The organism is Streptomyces olivaceoviridis, assembly GCF_014650115.1.
Lineage (GTDB): Bacteria > Actinomycetota > Actinomycetes > Streptomycetales > Streptomycetaceae > Streptomyces > Streptomyces olivaceoviridis.
Window position 1 is genome coordinate 423198 of sequence record NZ_BMUI01000002.1, and the last position, 20473, is coordinate 443670.

General features: G+C 71.9%; 16 protein-coding genes. 14 read left to right on the forward strand and 2 right to left on the reverse strand.

Annotation, left to right across the window (positions count from 1 at the left end):
* The first annotated feature begins 8 nt into the window (after window positions 1-8).
* The 13 genes from IE273_RS05685 to IE273_RS05745 are packed head-to-tail and all read left to right on the forward strand — an operon-like array spanning window position 9 to window position 14384.
* A complete protein-coding gene (locus tag IE273_RS05685; RefSeq protein ID WP_189814026.1) occupies window positions 9-1547 on the forward strand; it encodes a right-handed parallel beta-helix repeat-containing protein in 1539 nt (512 codons plus the stop codon).
* A gap of 1 nt (window position 1548) precedes the next feature.
* Window positions 1549-2787, forward strand: coding sequence for an O-antigen ligase family protein (locus IE273_RS05690; protein WP_189814027.1), 1239 nt, complete (start codon window positions 1549-1551; stop codon window positions 2785-2787).
* Between the two features lie 2 nt (window positions 2788-2789).
* On the forward strand, window positions 2790-4013 hold the full coding sequence (locus tag IE273_RS05695; RefSeq protein WP_189814028.1) for a glycosyltransferase: 1224 nt from the start codon (window positions 2790-2792) through the stop codon (window positions 4011-4013).
* A complete protein-coding gene (locus IE273_RS05700) occupies window positions 4014-5264 on the forward strand; it encodes a class I SAM-dependent methyltransferase (RefSeq protein WP_189814029.1) in 1251 nt (416 codons plus the stop codon).
* A complete protein-coding gene (locus IE273_RS05705; RefSeq protein WP_189814030.1) occupies window positions 5261-6055 on the forward strand; it encodes a glycosyltransferase family protein in 795 nt (264 codons plus the stop codon). The genes IE273_RS05700 and IE273_RS05705 overlap by 4 nt, the downstream gene beginning before the upstream one ends.
* Window positions 6052-6699 carry a PIG-L deacetylase family protein gene (locus IE273_RS05710; RefSeq protein ID WP_189814031.1) on the forward strand — a complete coding sequence of 216 codons (648 nt, stop codon included), beginning with the start codon at window positions 6052-6054 and terminating at the stop codon, window positions 6697-6699. The genes IE273_RS05705 and IE273_RS05710 overlap by 4 nt, the downstream gene beginning before the upstream one ends.
* 3 nt (window positions 6700-6702) lie before the next feature.
* Window positions 6703-7728, forward strand: a complete 1026-nt coding sequence (locus IE273_RS05715; protein ID WP_189814032.1) for an NAD-dependent epimerase/dehydratase family protein — start codon at window positions 6703-6705, stop codon at window positions 7726-7728.
* Window positions 7716-8999, forward strand: coding sequence for a DUF4910 domain-containing protein (locus IE273_RS05720; protein WP_189814033.1), 1284 nt, complete (start codon window positions 7716-7718; stop codon window positions 8997-8999). Before IE273_RS05715 ends, IE273_RS05720 begins: the two co-directional genes overlap by 13 nt.
* A 5-nt stretch (window positions 9000-9004) precedes the next feature.
* A complete protein-coding gene (locus IE273_RS05725) occupies window positions 9005-10324 on the forward strand; it encodes an MATE family efflux transporter (protein ID WP_189814186.1) in 1320 nt (439 codons plus the stop codon).
* Complete coding sequence (locus tag IE273_RS05730) at window positions 10321-11268, forward strand: glycosyltransferase family 2 protein (protein WP_189814034.1); 948 nt, start codon at window positions 10321-10323, stop codon at window positions 11266-11268. Before IE273_RS05725 ends, IE273_RS05730 begins: the two co-directional genes overlap by 4 nt.
* 14 nt (window positions 11269-11282) lie before the next feature.
* Complete coding sequence (locus tag IE273_RS05735) at window positions 11283-12503, forward strand: polysaccharide pyruvyl transferase family protein (RefSeq protein ID WP_189814187.1); 1221 nt, start codon at window positions 11283-11285, stop codon at window positions 12501-12503.
* On the forward strand, window positions 12500-13051 hold the full coding sequence (locus IE273_RS05740; RefSeq protein WP_189814035.1) for a dTDP-4-dehydrorhamnose 3,5-epimerase family protein: 552 nt from the start codon (window positions 12500-12502) through the stop codon (window positions 13049-13051). The genes IE273_RS05735 and IE273_RS05740 overlap by 4 nt, the downstream gene beginning before the upstream one ends.
* A 7-nt stretch (window positions 13052-13058) precedes the next feature.
* Window positions 13059-14384: a glutamate-1-semialdehyde 2,1-aminomutase gene (locus IE273_RS05745; RefSeq protein WP_189814036.1), complete on the forward strand. Its 1326-nt coding sequence runs from the start codon at window positions 13059-13061 to the stop codon at window positions 14382-14384.
* Between the two features lie 77 nt (window positions 14385-14461).
* Here the strand turns inward: IE273_RS05745 and IE273_RS05750 are convergent, their stop codons facing one another.
* On the reverse strand, window positions 14462-15160 hold the full coding sequence (locus IE273_RS05750; RefSeq protein ID WP_189814037.1) for a phosphatase PAP2 family protein: 699 nt from the start codon (window positions 15158-15160) through the stop codon (window positions 14462-14464).
* A gap of 125 nt (window positions 15161-15285) precedes the next feature.
* The gene (locus IE273_RS05755) at window positions 15286-17778 is read right to left on the reverse strand and encodes a phospholipase D-like domain-containing protein (protein WP_189814038.1); all 2493 of its coding nucleotides are present in this window, start codon (window positions 17776-17778) and stop codon (window positions 15286-15288) included.
* 1095 nt (window positions 17779-18873) lie between these two features.
* Between IE273_RS05755 and IE273_RS05760 the strand changes: the two genes are divergently transcribed.
* Window positions 18874-20307: an endo-1,4-beta-xylanase gene (locus IE273_RS05760; protein WP_189814039.1), complete on the forward strand. Its 1434-nt coding sequence runs from the start codon at window positions 18874-18876 to the stop codon at window positions 20305-20307.
* The last annotated feature ends 166 nt before the right edge of the window (window positions 20308-20473 follow it).

Consider the following 20473-nt stretch of genomic DNA (forward strand, 5'->3'; position numbering starts at 1 on the left):
GGGGACCCGTGGGGATCACGTGCCGGCGTTGGGCGTTACCGGCGGCACCGCTGGCGCTGGCCCTGCTGGCGGCGACCGGCTGTACGAGCTCGCCGGACGCACCGGGGAAACCGGCCGCCGCGCCGTCCGGGTCCGGGGCCGCGTCCGCCGTGGCCCGGGTGTGCGCCAGGCCCGCGGCCGGGCCCGCGAAGGCGCCGGCGGGCGCGGTGACGGTCGACCCCGACGTGGTCGGTGACCTGGCCGAGAAGACGAAGAACAACCCCCCGGGCACCACGTTCTGGCTGCGACCGGGCACGCATCGGCTCGATCCGGAGCGCTACGCCCAGGTCATGCCCAAGAAGGGGGACCGCTACGTCGGCGCTCCGGGCGCGGTGCTCGACGGCGGGAAGAAGAACGCGTACGCGTTCAGCGGCACCGCCCCCGATGTCACCATCCGCTACCTGACCGTGCAGCGCTTCGTCGCACCGACCGACGAGGGCGTGGTCAACCACGACATGGCCGACGGGTGGGTCATCGAGCACGCCACGATCCAGGACAACGACGGCGCCGGACTGATGGCCGGTGCCCGCCAGCGGGTCCGCGCCAACTGCTTGCGCGACAACGGCCAGTACGGGATGAACGCGTACAAGACCGGCAACACCATCCGCGACCTGGTGGTCGAGGGCAACGAGATCGCCGGCAACAACACCGGCGACTGGGAGCGGCGCAAGCCCGGCTGCGGCTGCACCGGGGGCGTCAAGTTCTGGGCCGTCGACGGCGCCGAGATCCGGGGCAACTGGGTGCACGGCAACCGCGGAGCCGGGTTGTGGGCGGACACCGACAACAACGACTTCCGCATCGAGGACAACCTCATCGAAGAGAACGACGGCGCCGCGCTGATCTACGAGATCAGCTACAACGCGGTCATCCGGAACAACACGATCCGGCGGAACAACTGGGTCGAGGGCCGCAGGTCCGCGACGCGCGGCGATGACTTCCCGTTCGCGACCGTCTACCTGTCCGAGGCCGGCGGCGAACCACGGGTCGCGGCCCGCACGGACAAGATCGACATCTACCGGAACCTGCTGGAGAACAACTGGAACGGGATCACCCTCTGGGAGAACGCCGACCGGTTCTGCAACAGCCCGGCCAACACCTCGTCCGGCGACTGCACGCTGCTGGTGAAGGACAAGGACCGGTGCGTGGAACCGGCGATCGACAAGGCACCGCTGTACGCCGACTGCCGGTGGAAGACGCAGCGCGTGGACATCCACGACAACCGCTTCGTCCTGGACAAGTCCGTCGTCAAGTGCACCGAGAAGTGCGACCGCATGGCGGTGCTCGCCAACTACGGCACCTATCCGGACTGGTCGCCGTACAAGGGCAAGCGGGTGGCCGAGGCGATCACCTTCGAGCAGCACAACCGCTGGCACGACAACGCCTACCGCGGACCGTGGCAGTTCGTCGTCCAGGACCCGGGCCAGGTGCTCGACCGGTGGCAGTGGCAGGGCCCGCCGTACCGGCAGGACGCGGGCAGCACCTTCGCGACGAAACGGGCCGGTGGTTGAGATGGACCGTTCCCCCGCCACCCCACCGAAGGCCGTCGGGATCGTCTGGCTGCTGCTCGGCCTCAACACGCTCGGCTCCGCCGGGGCGAAGACCATCGTCCAGCTGCCCCGCTCCCTCATCCAGCTGGTCACCATGGGCTCGCTCGTCGTCGCGTTCGCGCTGGCGCTGGCGCTCAATGCGCGGCTGCGCATCAGACCCAACGCCTTCGTGTTCCTGCTCACCCTGCTGCTGGTGCCCAGCGTGATCTCCAGCGTGCACCTGGAGTCCGGGTTCGGCGCGCTGTTCCGCTGCACCCGGCTGACCCTCTTCGTCGGCACGCTGTGGCTGGTGAGCCGCTGGTGGGACGGCGGTGTGACGTTCGTCCGCCACCACATCCGGATGTACTTCGCGGTACTCGTGTCGGTGGCCGCGGGCCTCGCCATCTCACCGGGCGCGGCCATGCCCGACCTCTACGGCGGGCGCCTCGTCGGCGCGCTGTGGCCGCTCACCCCGCCGCAGATCGGGCAGTACACGGCGGTGATCACCGGGCTGACCGTGCTGCTCCTCCTGGGCCGCCAGGTCGACAGGACCAGCGCGGCGGTGGTCATCGTCCCGTCACTCGTCCTCCTCGCGCTCACCCACACCCGCACGGCCACCGTCGGCCTGCTCGTCGGGCTGGCGCTGGCGGTCGGCTCGCTCCTGCTGACCAGCGCCGCCGCCCGCCGCTTCTTCACCTGGGCGGTGCTGTCCGCCACGGTGGCCGCCGTGGGGTTCGCCTCCGCGCTCCAGGCGTGGTTCCTGCGCGGGCAGAGCAAGGAGAACTTCTCCAGCCTCACCGGCCGGGCCAAGGTGTGGGACGCCCTGCTGGCGGCGCCCCGGACGACCGGGGAGCGGTTCTTCGGCGTGGGCCTGGGCGACAAGTCGTTCGGCGGGCTGCCGATCGACAACAGCTGGCTGGCCGTCTACAACGAGCAGGGACTGATCGGCGTCTGCCTCGTGGCGGCCGTCCTCCTCGTGCTCGGCGGCGTCGCTCTGCTCCGGCCGCCGTCGCTGCCGAGGGCCTGTGCGATCTTCCTGATCAGCTACGTCGCGATCTCGTCGTACACCGAGGCCGGCCTCGGCGACGCCTCGCCGTACCTGCTGCACCTGGCCCTGGCCGCCTCGCTGCTCGCGGCCCCCGCCGCCGCCACACCGCTGCCGGCACCCCCACTCCCCCGACCAGGTGTCCCGCGCTGGGCCCGGGACCGGGAGGTGAGCTGACCATGCACGTCCTCGTGGTGCACAACCGCTACTCCTCGGCGCAGCCGAGCGGCGAGAACCGGGTCGTCGACGAGGAGGTGGAACTGCTGCGCTCGGCCGGCCACCGGGTCGAGGTGTTCGAGCGGCGCAGCGACGACATCGCCGGCCGGTCCCTGCCCGGCAAGGTCGCGGTGCCGCTGCTCGTGCCGTGGAATCCAGCGGTCCGCAGGGAGCTCACCGCCAGGCTCCGTGCCGAGCGGCCGGATGTGGTGCACGTCCACAACGTCTTCCCGCTCCTGTCGCCCGCGGTCCTCGCCGCCTGCGCCGACGCCGGTGTGCCCGTGGTCGCCACGCTGCACAACTACACCCAGATCTGCCCGCCCGGCACGCTGCGGCGGGACGGCCGGCTGTGCACCGAGTGCGTCGGCCCGGCGGCGCCGCTGCCCGCCGTCCGGCACGGCTGCTACCGGGGCTCCCGTCTCGCGACGGTGCCGCTCGCGGTGAGCCTGTCGGTCAACCGGCGGCGGTGGTGGTCGGGCGTGGAGCGGTTCTTCTGCATCTCCGAGGCGCAGCGCGACGTCCTGGTGCGCGCGGGTATGCCGGCCGGGCTGCTGACGGTGAAGCACAACTTCGTCCCCGACCCCGGCGCCCGCCGGGTGGGCGACGGGGAGCAGGTGCTCTTCCTCGGCCGGCTCGCGGAGGCCAAGGGGGTGCGGCTGCTCATGGCCGCGTGGGACGACATCGCGGCGGAGGGCGGTGTGGGCGTGCCGCTCGTGCTCGCCGGCGCGGGGCCCCTGGAGCGGGAGGTGACCGCGTGGGCGGCGGGCCGGGACGACGTGCGCTACGCCGGCCTGCTCGACCCGGCCCAGGTCCGGCAGGCCGTCGCGCGGTCGGTCGCCGTGGTGGCTCCGTCGGTGGCCATGGAGACGTTCGGCCTGGTGGTCGCGGAGGCGATGGCGGCGGGGGTGCCCGCTGTCGCCGCCGGTCACGGCGCCTTCGTCGAACTCGTGGAGGACGGGGTGACCGGGCTGCTGCACCGGCCGGGCGAGTCCGCCTCGCTCGCGCAGTGCGTACGCCGGATCGCGGCCCGGCCGGAGCTGGGCCGGGAGATGGGCGAGGCGGCCCGGCGCCGTTACGAGAAGGGCTTCAGCCCGGCCGTCGGGCTTCAGCGCCTGGAGGAGGAGTACCGCGCCGCGCTCGCGGGGCGGACGCAACCAAGGGGGGACGGAATCAATGGGGGGCACTAGATGACACGATGCCGACTCTGCGGCTCGGCGACACTGGCGAGCGTCGTCGACCTGGGGGCGACGCCGCCGTGCGAGAGCTTTCTCGCCGCGGACCAACTGGACCGGCCGGAGCCCGCGTACCCGCTGCACCTGCGGGTCTGCACCGACTGCTGGCTCGCGCAGATCCCGCCGCTGATCACGCCGGAGGAGACGTTCACGGAGTACGCGTACTTCTCCTCGTACTCGACGTCCTGGGTGGAGCACGCGCGCACGTTCGTCGCCGATGCCGTGCGGCGGGCGGGGCTCGGCCCGGACGCCTTCGTGGTCGAGGTCGCGAGCAACGACGGATACCTGCTGAAGCACGTGGTGGACCGGGGGATCCGCTGCCTCGGCATCGAGCCGTCGGAGAACGTCGGCGCCGCGGCACGCGACGCGGGTGTGCCCACGCTCACGGAGTTCCTGAGCCCGGACACCGGCGCGGCCGTGCGCGACGAGCACGGCCCGGCGAACCTGGTCGTGGCCAACAACGTGTACGCGCACATCCCCGACGTCGTCGGGTTCACCCGGGGGCTGCGCGCCCTGGTCGCCGACGACGGCTGGGTCTCCATCGAGGTGCAGCACCTGCTGACCCTGATCGAGGAGAACCAGTACGACACGATCTACCACGAGCACTTCCAGTACTACACGGTCGCCTCCGCGATCCGGGCCCTGGCGAGCGGCGGACTCGCGCTCGTGGACGTCGAGTTGCTGCCCACGCACGGCGGTTCCATCCGGCTGTGGGCCCGGCCGGCCGAGGTGGCCGGCGAGCCGGCCCGGCGGGTGGCCGACGTGCTGGACCGGGAGAAGGCCGCCGGGCTCCAGGAGCTGTCCGGGTACGCCGAGTTCTCCGCCCGGGTGGCCAAGGTGCGCCGGGACCTCCTCACGTTCCTGATCGAGGCGGCCGAGCGCGGCGAGACGGTCGTCGGCTACGGGGCCCCGGGCAAGGGCAACACCCTGCTCAACCACTGCGGCATCCGCCCCGACCTGCTCGCGTACACGGTCGACCGCAACCCCTACAAGCACGGCAGGTTCACCCCGGGCACCCGCATCCCGATCCTGCCGCCCGAGCGGATCGCCGCCGACAAGCCGGACTACGTGCTCGTCCTCCCGTGGAACCTGCGGGCCGAGCTCGTCGAGCAGCTGTCCTACGTGCACGACTGGGGCGGCCGGCTGGTCTTTCCCATCCCGGAACTGAGCGTCGTCGAGGTCGCGTCCCGAAAGGTCACAGCATGAAGGTCGTTCTGTTCTGCGGCGGTTACGGGATGCGGATGCGCAGCGGTGCCGCGGACGACGTGCCCAAGCCGATGGCGATGGTCGGCCCCAGACCGCTGATCTGGCACGTCATGCGCTACTACGCGCACTTCGGCCACACGGAGTTCATCCTGTGCCTCGGGTACGGGGCCCATCACATCAAGAACTTCTTCCTCACCTACGAGGAGACGACGTCCAACGACTTCGTGCTGCGGGGCGGGCGGACCGAGCTGCTGTCCACCGACATCTCGGACTGGACGATCACGTTCGCGCAGACCGGCATCGAGTCGCCGATCGGTGAGCGGCTGCGCCGGGTGCGGCACCACCTGGACGGCGACGAGATGTTCCTCGCCAACTACGCCGACGTGCTCACCGACGCCCCGCTGCCCGAGATGGTCGAGAACTTCGCCCGGCGCGACGCCGGTGCCTCGATGATGGTGGTGCCGCCGCAGTCGTCGTTCCACTGCGTGGAGCTGGGCGAGGGCGGCCTGGTGGGGGGCATCACGGCGGTGAGCGAACTGCCGCTGTGGGAGAACGGCGGCTACTTCGTGCTCCGCCAGGAGGTCTTCGACCACATCCCCGAGGACGGGGACCTGGTCGCCGACGGCTGCGCCGAACTGGCCAAGCGCGGACGGCTGGTGGCGCACCAGCACCGCGGCTTCTGGAAGCCGACCGACACCGTGAAGGAGCGGGCCGCGCTCGACGCCGCCTATGCCCGGGGCGACCGTCCGTGGGCCGTGTGGGAACGGGACGGCGCGGGGGTGACCGCGTGATCCGGCTCGGGGCGGGGCGCCTGGAGAGGATCGTCGCGGTGGGCGCGCACTGCGACGACATCGCCATCGGCGCCGGCGGCACGCTGCTGACGCTGTGCCTCGCGCGGCCGGGTGTCCGTGTCGACGCGCTGGTGCTCTCCGGTGGCGGCGGCGAGCGGGAGCAGGAGGAGCGGGCCGCGCTCGCCGCCTTCTGCCCCGGCGCCGACCTGCGGCTGACCGTGCACAAGCTGCCGGACGGCCGGATGCCCGTGCACTGGGACGAGGCCAAGTCCGCCGTCGAGGAACTGCGCGAGCGGACCGACCCGGATCTGGTCCTGGCCCCGCGCACCGACGACGCGCACCAGGACCACCGCGGTCTGGCGCGGCTGGTACCGACCGCGTTCCGCGACCACCTGGTCCTCGGCTACGAGATCGTCAAGTGGGACGGCGATCTCGGCCGGCCGTCCGCCTACCAGCCGCTGTCGCCGGAGATCGCCGAACGGAAGGTACGGCTGCTCCAGGAGCACTACCCCTCGCAGCGGCACCGGCCCTGGTACGACCGGGAGGCCTTCCTCGGCCTGGCCCGGATCCGCGGCATCGAATGCCACGAGCGCTACGCCGAGGCGTTCGCCGTCACCAAACTCACGCTCGACCTGGGGGAATGAACCTTGCGCGTACTGCTCACCGGACACCAGGGCTACCTGGGCACCGTCATGGCCCCGGTCCTCACGGCCGCCGGACACGAGGTCGTCGGCCTCGACGCCGGCCTGTTCGCCGACTGCGTCCTCGGCCCGGCGCCCGCCGACCCGCGGGGGCACCGGGTGGACCTGCGCGACGTCACGGCCGACCACCTGGCCGGGGTGGACGCCGTGATCCACCTGGCCGCGCTCTCCAACGACCCGCTGGGATCGCTGGCGCCGGAGCTCACCTACGACATCAACCACCATGCGTCCGTACGGCTGGCCCGGCTGGCCCGCGACGCCGGGGTGGCGCGCTTCCTGTACGCGTCGACCTGCTCCGTCTACGGTGCCGCCGGCGGCGACGAGCTGGTGGCCGAGGACGCCCCGCTGCGCCCGGTGACGCCGTACGCGGAGTCCAAGGTGCGGGTGGAGGACGACCTGCACTCCCTGGCCGACGGCGACTTCACCCCGGTGTACATGCGCAACGCCACCGCCTTCGGCTACTCGCCCCGGCTGCGCGCCGACATCGTGCTCAACAACCTGGTGGGCCACGCGCTGCTGTCCGGCGAGGTCCTCGTGCTCTCCGACGGCACCCCCTGGCGCCCGCTGGTGCACGCCGCCGACATCGCACGGGCCTTCACGGCCGCGCTGGACGCGCCCCGGGAAGCGGTGCACGACCGTGCGTTCAACATCGGCAGCGAGGTCAACAACGTCACCGTCGCCGAGATCGCCGCGCAGGTCGCCGAGGCGGTGTCCGGCGCGAAGGTGGTGATCACCGGGGAGACCGGTGCCGATCCGCGGTCGTACCGGGTGGACTTCTCCCGGTTCCGCGCCGCGGTGCCCGGCTTCGACTGCGAGTGGACGGTGAAGCGGGGCGCGCTCGAACTCGCCGACGCGTACCGGGCGTTCGGCCTGACCCGGGAGGACTTCGAGCAGCGCTTCACCCGCCTCGCCGTGCTGCGCGCGGCGTCCGAGTCCGGCGCCGTCGACGACACCCTGCGGTGGCGCCCGTGACCGGGGCCGGCGAGGAGATGTACGCGCTGGTGGAGCGGATGTACCCGCTGTGCCGGAGCATCACCGGCGACGGTGTGCGCGCCACCTTGGACATCGTCGGGGAGTACATCCCGCTCCGGAGGCACGAGGTGCCGACCGGCACGCAGGTGCTCGACTGGACCGTGCCGCAGGAGTGGAACATCCGCGACGCGTACATCGCCGACACCGCCGGGAACCGGGTCGTCGACTTCGCCGCGTCCAGCCTGCACGTGCTCGGCTACAGCGTGCCGGTGTCGGCGACCATGCCGCTGGCCGAACTGCGCGGACATCTGCACACCCTGCCGGAGCACCCGGGCTGGGTGCCGTACCGCACCAGTTACTACAAGCCGGACTGGGGGTTCTGCCTGGCCCAGGAGACCCTGGACGCGATGGAGGACGGCGACTACGAGGTCCGTATCGACTCCACCCTCGCGGACGGCCACCTCACCTACGCCGAGCACGTGGTCCCCGGGCAGGTACCCGACGAGGTGCTCGTCTCCTGCCACGTCTGCCACCCGTCGCTGGCCAACGACAACCTGGCCGGCATCGCCGTGGCGACGTTCCTGGCCCTGGCGCTGGCCCGGCAGACGCCGTACCACACCTACCGGTTCGTCTTCGCGCCCGGCACCATCGGCGCGATCACATGGCTGGCCCGCAACGCGGAGCGGGTGGACCGGGTCAGGCACGGCCTGGTGCTGGCCTGCGCCGGCGACCCCGGGCAGCTGACGTACAAGCAGAGCCGGCGCGGCGACGCGGAGATCGACCGGGTGATGCGGCACGTCCTGACCGCTTCCGAACGCCCGCACCGCGTCACCGAGTTCACTCCGTACGGCTACGACGAGCGGCAGTACTGCTCGCCCGGGTTCAACCTGGGCGTGGGCTCGCTCACCCGGACCCCGTACGCGGGCTATCCCGAGTACCACACCTCGGCGGACGACCTGGACTTCGTCTCCCCGGAGGCGATGGCCGACACGCTCGCCGTGTGCCGCGAGGCGTTCGCCGTCCTCGACCGCGACCGGCGGTACGTCAACCTCAGCCCGCACGGCGAACCGCAGCTGGGCCGACGGGGGTTGTACGACGCGCTCGGCGGGCGCAGCGACACCAAGCAGGCCCAGCTGGCCATGCTCTGGGTGCTCAGCCTCTCCGACGGCGAGCACGGTCTGCTGGACGTCGCCGAGCGGTCCGGGCTGCCGTTCGACACCGTCGCCGCCGCGGCCGACGCCCTGCACGGCGCCGGGCTGATCAAGGCATGACGCCGATGACCACCGAGGGGGAGAATCCGCAGACAACGGCGCCACCGGCGACCCGGGCCGGACACGCCCGGAGGTCCGCCAGGCGGGCCGTCGCCGGCCGGCTGTCCTGGGGGCTCGCCGACCAGGCGGCCTCCAGCATCAGCAACTTCGCGGTGGGCATCTACGTGGCCCGCTCGCTGGGGGTGACCGCGTTCGGCGTGTTCAGCCTCGCCTGGGTGACCTACGGCGTCGTGCTCAACGTCTCGCGCGGCCTTGCCACCGACCCTCTCGTGGTGCGCTTCAGCGGCGTGCCGGACGCGTCCTGGCGCGGGGCGGTGGCCCGGTCGTCGGGTACCGCGCTCGGCGTGGGATCCGCCATCGGCGCGGTGTGCCTGGTGGTCGGGCTCGGTCTCGGCGGCCGGGTGGGGCCCGCGTTCGCCTGCCTCGGCGTCCTGCTGCCGGGGCTGCTGTTGCAGGACGCCTGGCGGTTCTCGTTCTTCGCCGCCGGCGCCGGGCGGAAGGCCTTCGTCAACGACCTCGTGTGGTGCGTCGCGCTCGTCCCGGCCATGGTCCTGGCGGCCCACGTGGGCAGCGTGGCCGCGTTCGTGCTCGCCTGGGGGGCCTCCGCCGCGGTGGCCGCGGCGTACGGCTGCCTCCAGTCCGGGATCCGGCCCGAGGTGAGCGGAGCACGCGCGTGGCTGCGCGAGCACCGCGACCTCGGCTACCGGTACCTGGTCGAGAACGTGAGCCTCAGCGGCGCGAGCCAGTTGCGGGCGTACGGGCTCGGCGCGATCGCCGGTGTCGGCGCGGTGGGCGCGGTGCGGGGCGCCGAGCTCCTGATGGGCCCCTTCCTCGCCGTACTGATGGGACTGTCTCTGGTGACCGTCCCGGAGGCGGCACGGGTGCTGCGGCAGGCCCCGCACCGCCTCGGCACGTTCTGCCTCCTGCTGGGCGGCGGGCAGGCCGCCGGCGCGCTGCTCTGGGGCGGGTCGCTGCTGCTGGTGCCGGACCGGCTCGGCGGCCTCGTGCTGGGCGGCGTCTGGCACTCCGCCTCGCAGCTCATCGCGCCGATCACCCTCAGCGTCGCGGGCGCCGGCCTCGGCACCGGTGCCGCGGCCGGGCTGCGCGCGCTCGGCGCGGCCCGGCGCAGCCTGCGCTCCCAGCTGTTCGCCTCCGCCTGCTATGTCGGCGGCGGGCTCGGCGGGGCGGCCGTCGCGGGCACGGTCGGCTCGGCCTGGGGCGTCGCCACCGCGACCGTCAGCGGCTCGGCCGTGTGGTGGCTGCACCTGCGGTCCGCCCTGCGCGAGCAGCACCACGACTCCGTTCCCGAAGTGAGGACCTCATGACCGACCGACCCAGGCTGAGCATCGGCCTGCCCGTGTACAACGGCGAGGAGTACCTGGCCGAGTCGCTCGACGCCCTGCTCGGCCAGACCTACGAGGACTTCGAGCTGGTCGTCTCCGACAACGCCTCGACCGACGGGACCCGGGACATCTGCCGCGCGTACGCCGCGAAGGACTCCCGCATCCGGTACATCCGCCTGCCCCGGAACATCGGCGCCACCCCGAACCACAACCATGTGTTCGCCGAGTGCCGCGGCGAGCTGTTCAAGTGGGCCTCGCACGACGACCTGTACGGCCGGGACCTGCTGCGGCGCTGCGTCGAGGCGCTGGACGAGCGGCCGCACGTGATCCTCGCCCACGCCGACCAGGCGGTCATCGACGGCGACGGCCAGGTGAAGGTCCCCTACGAGTACACGCTCGCCACGGCCTCGCCGCACGCGCCGGAGCGCTTCCGCAGCATGCTGTTCGAACCCGGCGGCGACGACTTCTACGGGGTGATCCGGGCCGACGTGCTGCGCCGGGTGAGACCGATGGACAGCTACCACCACGCGGACCGCACGTTCGTCGCCGAGATCGGCCTGCACGGGCCCTTCCACCAGGTACCGGAGCTGCTGTACTTCCGCCGCGACCACCCCACCCGCGCCGAGCGGGCGAACCCGTCCAAGCGCTCCCGGTGCGTCAACCTGGACCCGCGCCGGGCCGGCCCGCTGCACCCGACGCCCCGGCTGCTCGCCGAGTACGTCTGGGGCTTCGTCTCGGCGATCCGGCGGGCGCCGTTGTCCCCGGCCGACCGGCGCGCGTGCTACCGCCACCTGGCCGCGTGGATGGCCAGCCGGGCCCGGCCGGGCGCCGGCGAGCGGGTCGAGGACCGCGCCCCGGTCGACCCGGCGGGGCTCACCGTCTCGGTCGACGCCCTGGTCGCCGGCCGTGAGGGGAGGCCGGCGTGAGGACCGCGCCACGCGTGGGGCTGTTCGGCCTGCTCGGCTCCGGCAACCTCGGCAACGACGGGTCGCTGGAGGCCGTGCTCGGGTACCTCCGCTCCCAGCACCCGGAGGCGGTCGTGGACGCGCTGTGCGGCGGGCCCGAGGCCGTCACGGCCCGGTTCGGCATCCCCGCGACCCGGCTGCACTGGAACCGCGGGGAGTACCGGACCGCGTCGCGTGCGGGCGCGGTCGCATCGAAGGGCCTGGGCAAACTCGTCGACGTCTTCCGCACCGCCGCCTGGGTGCGCCGGCACGACGTGGTGATCGTGCCGGGCATGGGCGTCCTGGAGGCGACGCTGCCGCTGCGGCCGTGGGGCTTCCCGTACGCGCTGTTCCTGCTCTGCGCGAGCGGCCGGCTGCTGGGCACCCGGGTCGCGCTGGTCAGCGTCGGCGCCGCGACGATCGGCAACCGGCCGACCCGGGCCCTGGTGCGCTGGTCGGCGCGGCTGGCGGCGTACCGGTCGTACCGGGACGCCCAGTCCCGCGACGCGATGCGGGCGATGGGCGTGGACACCGCGCGCGACGAGGTCTACCCGGACCTCGCGTTCGCCCTGCCGACGCCGGGGGCGAACGCGCCCTCGGGCGCGCCGGGACCGGTCTGTGTCGGCGTCATGGACTTCCACGGCGGCGACGACGACCGCTCCCGGGCCGAGCGGATCCACCGGCGCTACCTGGACGGGACGATCCGGTTCGTCCGCGCGCTGGTCGAGGAGGGCAGGGCGGTCCGGCTGCTCACCGGCGACGCGTGCGACGCGCCGGTGGTCGCCGCGATCCTCGACGCGGTCGGCTCGCCGCTGGTCACCGCCGCGGATGCGGCCTCGCTGGCCGACCTGATGAAGGAGACGGCGGCTGCCGACACCGTGGTGGCGATCCGGTACCACAACCTGATCTGCGCGCTGAAGACCGGGACGCCGACGCTCGCCGTGACCTACGCGGCGAAGAGCGAGGCGCTCATGGAACGGATGGGCCTCGGCGCGTACTGCCACCCGGCGCGCGAGCTCGACGCCGACCGGCTGCTCGCCCAGTTCCGGGCGCTGGAGAAGCGGTCGGCCGGGCTGCGGCGGACCCTCGTCGAGCGGAACCTCGCCGCCGCCCGGCAACTCGACCACCAGTTCACCGCTTTGGCCACGGCCCTGTTCCCGGCGACCGGCCACGCCCACGCCCACGCCCACGCCCACGCCCGGCAGGAGGCTCCATGAAGGCGACCGAAGTCCCCCAGATCGCCGGCGCGTACCTGTTCGAGCCGACGCCGTACGCCGACGAGCGCGGCTTCTTCTGCCGCACCTTCGACGCCGACGTGGTCCGCTCGGTGGGCCTCGACCCGTGCGCCTTCGTCCAGGACAGCGTGTCCCGCTCGGTCCGGGGCGTGCTCCGCGGCCTGCACCTGCGCTCCGGCGCCGGCGAGGCCAAGCTGGTGCGGTGCTCGTACGGGAGGATCTTCGACGTCGTCGTGGACCTGCGGCCTCACTCGCCGACGTACCTGGGCCGGGCCTTCTTCGAGCTGTCCGGCGAGACGCAGGCGACCGTGTACGTCCCGGCGGGGTGCGCGCACGGCTTCCAGGCGCTCACCGAAACCGCCGACACCTCGTACCGGATCGACCGCCCGCACGATCCGGCCGAGGACGTGACGATCGCCTTCGACGACCCGGAGCTCGCCATTCCGTGGCCGCTGCCGGTCACATCGACGTCCCGGCGGGACCGGGAGGCGCCGAGCCTCGCCGAGGTCCTGAAGCACACGGAAGGGTGAAGCCGGCTTGGAGAGCGAAGAGTTCCACCTGCCCAGGTCGCGGGCGGCGAACGAGCGGCTGCACGCCCTGGTTCCCGGGGGCGCGCACACCTACGCCAAGGGCGACGACCAGTACCCCGAGAACCTGGCCCCGGTCATCAGCCACGGCCGCGGTGCCCACGTGTGGGACGTCGACGGCAACCGCTACGTCGAGTACGGCTCCGGGCTGCGGTCGGTGAGCCTCGGCCACGCCCACCCGCGCGTGACCGAGGCGGTGCGGCGGCAACTCGACCGCGGCGGCAACTTCGTCCGGCCGTCCGTCGTGGAGGTCGAGGCCGCGGAACGCTTCCTGGCGACGGTGCCGACCGCCGAGATGGTGAAGTTCGCGAAGAACGGCTCCGACGTCACCACCGCCGCGGTGCGCCTCGCCCGCGCCGTCACCGGACGCCCGCGGGTGGCCCTCTGCGCCGACCACCCGTTCTTCTCCGTCGACGACTGGTTCATCGGCACCACACCGATGTCCGCCGGCATCCCGGAGTCGACCACCGAGCTCACCGTGGCGTTCCCCTACGGCGACCTCGCCGCCACGGAGGAGCTGCTCACCCGGTACCAGGACGAGGTCGCCTGCCTGATCCTCGAACCCGCCACCCACACCGAGCCGCCGCCCGGGTACCTCGCCGGCCTGCGCGAGCTGGCCGACCGGCACGGCTGCGTCCTGGTCTTCGACGAGATGATCACCGGTCTGCGCTGGTCCGAGGCGGGCGCCCAGGGTCTGTACGGCGTCGTCCCCGACCTCTCCACGTTCGGCAAGGCGCTGGGCAACGGGTGCGCCGTCTCCGCGCTGGCCGGGCGCCGGGAGCTGATGGAGCGGGGCGGGCTGCGCCACTCCGGCGACCGGGTGTTCCTGCTGTCCACCACGCACGGCGCGGAGACCCACTCCCTGGCCGCCGCGATGGCCGTGCTCACCACCTACGTCGAGGAGGGCGTCACCGCGCGCCTGCACGCCCTCGGCGAACGGCTGGCCGCCGGAGTCCGCGAGGCCGCCACCGCCCTGGGCGTCGGCGACCACGTCGTCGTCCGGGGCCGGGCCAGCAACCTGGTCTTCGCCACCCTCGACGGGAACGGGCAGCCGTCACAGCAGTACCGCACCCTGTTCCTGCGCCGGCTCCTCATGGGCGGGGTGCTGGCCCCGTCGTTCGTGGTGAGCAGCGCGCTCAGCGAAGCGGACATCGACCACACCGTCGACGTGGTGGCCCAGGCGTGTGCGGTGTACCGGAAGGCACTGGACGCCGGTGACCCCACCCCCTGGCTGGGCGGACGCCCGGTGAAGCCGGTGTTCCGCCGCTTGGCGTGACGCGGCTTGGCGTGACGCGGCTTGAGCTGACGCGGCTTGAGCTGACGCGGCTTGTGCTGACGCGGACTGACGTGGGGTCAGCGACGCTCTCGTCGACCGGCGTCCGCCGTCCGCTCGGCCAGTCGGTCGGCCAGTCGGTCGGCCGTCCGGTCGACCAGCCACGCGGTCACCGGTGTCACCGCCAGCGCGGTGCACCAGCCGCCGAGGACGTCGGTCGGGTAGTGCGCGCCCAGGGCGACCTGCGCCCAGCCCATGGGGGCGCCGGCCACCAGCGCCGCGGCGAGCACGAGTGACGTGCCGGCCGCTCTGCCGAGGCGGAGCCGGCCGGCCGCGAGCAGGGCCACCGCGCAGGCGAGCGCGGTGGCGAAGGCAGTGTGCCCGCTCGGGTAGGACAGGTTGCCGTCGCCGTGGATGGTGCGTCCCACCACGTGCTTGAGCAGCGTCGCCGTCCCCACGGCCACACCGGCGCCGGCGACGACGAGCAGCGCTCCCCGAGGACGCCGAAGCAGCAGGCAGCCGGTCACGGCGGCCCCGACCAGCATCACCGCTCCCCCGGGCTCCCCCAGGAAGTCCAAGGCCAGGGCGGCGTACCGCCACGGTGGCCGCACGCTGTCCGCGGTCGGCCGGACGACCCACCTGTCCACCGTGCCGGGCTCGCCGTGGCCGGCGTACAGGACCCCGAGGACGACGACCACCAGCGCGGCGAGGGCCGCGACCGGCCCGAGCGGCACGCGCAGCGACGGTGGCAGCACCGCGGGCGCCGACCGGTCCGTCACACGCCAACTCCCCACGAACGAGCCCCCCGTCGTGTCCGACTCGGCCCGCGCGGGAGCCACCGGCCACCCTAACCAACAAGGCGGCCGGGGCACATCGGATCCCGGCCGCCAAAAACAGGCCGGACTCAGGAGTTGCCGAAGGCGTCCCGCAGCCGCATCTCGTTGAAGCCGTTGCCGTCGTAGTCGTCCGAGTACGTCAGCGCGAGCCGGCCGGTCGGGGCGAGGGTCACGGCCGGGCCGCCCTGGCCGCCGCCGGTCACCACGTTCATCCGGTAGGCGGGCAGCCTGCCGGTCGTCGTGCCGTCCGCGTTGAAGCCGCGGGCCCACACGTCGTCCTTGCCCGCGTACACGGTCCCGCCGATGTTCACGTCGAAGGCCTCCTTCCACGCGACCACGAAGCTGCCGTCGTCGGCGACCGCGACGTCGGCGACGTCCTGGTCGGAGATCGGCCGCTGGCCGTCGACGTACGGGCCGCTGCTGGTGCCGTCCTCGGTGGTCCGCTGCTCGGCCGCCGCGGCACCGCCGGTCGCGGAGAACACGCGGTCGTAGATCCGCTGCGGGCGCACCAGCGTGCCGGTGCCGGTGGTGTACTCGTCCGTCCACGCCACGACGAACCGGCCGTCGCCCGCCGACGCCACCGCGGGAACGGTCTGCTGGCCGTCGGTGAGGGAGTTGGCCACCTTGCGGGCCACGGCGAAGCCGCCCGCGGTGTTCAGCTTCGCGAGACCGATGTTGAGGCCGCCGTTGCCGTCCGCGTCCTCCTCCCAGACGATCGCGGTGTTCCCCGCGTCGTCGATCGCCGCGTCCGGGCGGCGGTTCGACCCGGCAGCACCCGAGTTGATCGTGCTGACCTGGACGTCCTGGTAGCGCAGCGCACCGGTCCCGGACCAACTGCTCGCGTAGACCTGGTTGAGCGTGGCGCCGTCGGCCGTGCTCTCCCAGGCCACGGTGTAGGAGCCGTCGCCGGCCACCGCGACCGTCGGCCGCAGCTGGTCCCCGCTACCGGATGCGTGCGGGCGCGGCAGGGCGGTCACCGTGCCGTCGGGGGCCACCTTGACCACGGCGATGTCGGCGTACTTGTTGCCGTCGTCGTCCTTGGCCCACGCGACGATCGCGTTGCCCTGGTCGTCCACGCCGACGTCGGGCTTCTGGTGCGACCAGGTCGTGTTCCCGGCGGTGCCGCCGTTGCTCAGCAGCTTCTCGTTCCACAGCGCGACGCCGTCCTTGTACATGCGGATGTACACGTCGGTGCCCAGCTCGGTGTCCGAGGAGTCGTGCCGGTCGCCCTGCTCGTACACCACGGCGGTGTAGACGGACGAGGTGCCGCCGGAGGCGATGGCGCTGTAGTGCTGGTCGCCGTCGGTCTGCACGTTGACCCGGGAGTAGTGCTGGGACGTCGAGCCGTACTTCGACGCGTCGATGTCGACCGCGCCCGAACGCACCTTGCTGAAGTTGGCGACGTAGGCCTGGTAGACCGTCGGGTCGTCGATGCGCAGCAACGTCTCGTCGTTCGTCTTCAGCGATCCCGCGGTCCAGTTGTGGGAGCCCGTGTACACGTGCTGGACCTTGGTGCCGTCGGACTTCGTCCACTCCGTCAGCAGGTACTTGGAGTGGGTCGTGCCGTGGTTGCAGGAGGCGGTCGCCGAGGACTTGTAGCGGCATCCGCCGGGGCGGTTGCCGTAGGCCGCGACGTCGAGCGCGGTCAGGTCGTTGACGCCGTCGTTGCCACCGCCGTTGCTGAGGTCGCGGACGTTCGCGTCGACGCTGCACCCCTGGGACCGCTTCGCCTGGAGGGCGTCGTAGACGGCCGGGCGGGTGGTCCGCTGGTCGAGTTCGGCGGCCGAGATCCTGATCTTGCCGTCGATCGAGCAGTCGACCTTGTCGATGAACGAGGCGAGGATGTCGGCGTTGCCGTAGTGGGTGGCGTCCGAGGCGGTGTTACGGGGGAAGAAGAACGCCTCGACGGGAGAGTTCGGGTCGCCCGTGGTGTAGTCGTACGTGGTGTGCAGGCTGTCGCCGGCGTGCTTGATCTGGTCGTTGAAGTGCGCGCGGTACCGGGAGGCGAGGGTCGCGTTGTCGGACACGACGACCGCGTTGTTGATCTCGCCGTCCTGGCCGCCCGCGAGGTTCTGCGAGCTCTGCCAGACGACGTTCGTACGGCCGTCGGTGAGCGCGTCGAACACGATGTACTTGTCGTGGTCGATCGCGTTCGTGTCGCCCGAGCCGTTGCCCAGGCAGCCGCGGGAGCACCAGGTGAGGCTGGAGTTGCCCGTCAGCGTGAGGCCGTCCAGGTTGCTGCTGGCCCGGTTCGCCGACTCCGAGATGATGCGCAGCGTGACGCCGCGGCTCTGGGCGGCGGCGAGCTTCCCCTGGAGATCCGAGCTGTTGAACCAGTACATGCCCATGTACAGCGTCGAGTTGGGCGCCGCGAGATCGATGAGGCTGCCGACCGACGTGTTGATCGAGGAGTCGTAGGTCGTGGGCGTCGGGTAGTTGAACACCGCGGTGTAGTTCCCGGAGACGACGGTCTCCGCCTGAGCGGTGGCCGGGGCGAGCAGTGCCGCACCGAGCGCGAGAGGGGCGGCGAGTGCCGCCGAGCGCCGTATCTGTCTACCCATCTGTTTCCTTCAGCTCAACGGTGAGTTGGGGACGAGCCATCCTATGACGCGTTCATTTCACGCCCCTGCCCGACGGCCGGCCCGATCAGGGGGCCGGCCGTCGGCGGGGTACACAGGTCGGTTCAGCGCTGGAGGGTGAGGACGCCGGCCGCCACGGCAACTGGTCGCAGGGCCGCCCGCGGTGGGGGACTTGCCCTGACAGAGGAACTGGAATTGCAGGGGCACATCGAGACACCGGCCGGAATCAGTGCCGCCCAAGGCGCCACTGAAGGCCGCCTGAGCCGGGGCGGCGACGGACACCACGGACGGGTGCCTGCGACGGAAACCGTCGAAGCGTCGAGCAACCCGAATGATAAAGAGCCGGTGGACGGCGTCAATAGCTCTCGCATGAATCGCTGTCAACGCCGAAAGTCTTCGCACCCCGACGCGTCGAACGGCGCGCGCCACACCGGTCAAATGGTCGGCCGGTACGCCACTTGACCCGGGACCGAGCGAGGTGCCGACGGCGTCGAGCACTCGGTCGGCCCTGCCGCGAGTGATCAGAATCCGCACGGTCACCCTGGTCCCGGACCTGACCTCCGATACTCACCGACGGCGGCACCGGGGTTCGCCATCCGACTCGCCCCACCCCGAAAGTTTCGGGCGACAATCGGAAATTTCTTCTGCGGGGAGTATTGACGATCCACGGTCACCACCTCAATCATCCCTGTCTGGGAACCCGGCCCCGGTTCGTGATTCCGTGCCCTATCGGCTTGGACGATCCGTGCCGCACGGCAGATCCACGACCAGCCGCACGACAGATCCACGACAGATCCGCGCACCACAGCACCTGCGCCACCCCGTTTCGTTCCGGTGAGGTTCGCACCCGCGCATCCTGGCTCTTCGCGCAGTCGAAGAGGTCCGCGACGCCGCGTGACGGTCCCCCGGCTGAGCCGCGATGGAGTAGCCCATGCCTGTGTCGACCCATGACCGCGGTGTCCGGTGATCCCGTGCTGCCGGGGCTCCGGCCCGCCCCGTCCGTCTGCCGCATCGGAGCGGACGACGCAATCCCCAGCGCTTCAGTCCATCCGTGATTTCTACCCCGGAGGCACACTCATGGGCTCGTACGCCCTTCCCAGATCCGGTATTCGCCGGACGATCCGCGGCCTGCTGCTGACGCTGGTCGTCGGCGTCCTCGGTGCGGTCACCGCACTGGCCGCGCCGCCGACCGCACACGCCGCCGAAAGCACGCTCGGCGCCGCGGCGGCACAGAGCGGCCGCTACTTCGGCACCGCCATCGCCTCGGGCAAGCTGGGCGACTCGGCGTACACGACGATCGCGAGCCGTGAGTTCAACATGGTGACGGCCGAGAACGAGATGAAGATCGACGCCACCGAACCGCAGCGGGGCCAGTTCAACTTCTCCGCCGCCGACCGCGTCTACAACTGGGCGGTGCAGAACGGCAAGCAGGTGCGCGGCCACACCCTGGCCTGGCACTCCCAGCAGCCCGGCTGGATGCAGAGCCTCAGCGGCAGCACACTGCGCCAGGCGATGATCGACCACATCAACGGCGTGATGGGCCACTACAAGGGCAAGATCGCCCAGTGGGACGTCGTGAACGAGGCCTACGCCGACGGCAGTTCGGGAGCCCGGCGGGACTCCAACCTGCAACGCACCGGCAACGACTGGATCGAGGTCGCCTTCCGGACCGCGCGCGCCGCCGACCCGGCGGCCAAGCTCTGCTACAACGACTACAACATCGAGGACTGGACCTGGGCCAAGACCCAGGCCGTGTACTCCATGGTCCGGGACTTCAAGCAGCGCGGTGTGCCGATCGACTGCGTCGGCTTCCAGTCGCACTTCAACAGCGGCAGCCCCTACAACAGCAACTTCCGCACCACCCTCCAGAACTTCGCCGCCCTCGGTGTCGACGTGGCCATCACCGAACTCGACATCCAGGGCGCCTCGGCCTCGACCTACGCCAACGTGACCAACGACTGCCTGGCCGTCTCCCGCTGCCTCGGCATCACCGTCTGGGGCGTGCGCGACACCGACTCCTGGCGATCGGGGGACACGCCACTGCTGTTCAACGGCGACGGCAGCAAGAAGGCCGCCTACACCGCCGTCCTCAACGCACTCAACGGCGGCTCCTCCACGCCGCCCCCTTCGGGTGGCGGACAGATCAAGGGTGTCGGTTCGGGCCGTTGCCTGGACGTGCCCAACGCCAGCACCACCGACGGCACCCAGCTTCAGTTGTACGACTGCCACAGCGGCACCAACCAGCAGTGGACGTACACCGACGCCGGCGAACTCAGGGTCTACGGCGACAAGTGTCTGGACGCCGCCGGCACCGGCAACGGCACCAAGGTCCAGATCTACAGCTGCTGGGGCGGCGACAACCAGAAATGGCGCCTCAACTCCGACGGATCCATCGTCGGCGTCCAGTCCGGCCTCTGCCTCGACGCCGTCGGCAGCGGAACCGCCAACGGCACCCTGATTCAGCTCTACTCCTGCTCGAACGGCACCAACCAACGCTGGACCCGCACCTGACGGAACCTGCCACAAACGAAGGGGTGAAGCGGCGACGGCCTACGGTGCGGCCCCTTCCGCCCCTCCGGTAGGACATCGTCATGGTCCCGGGTCGCCGCCGTGGTGGCGGCGACCCGGGGATCGCCATGCTCGCCGCGGTGAATCCGGCACCGCCGAGGCGGCGACG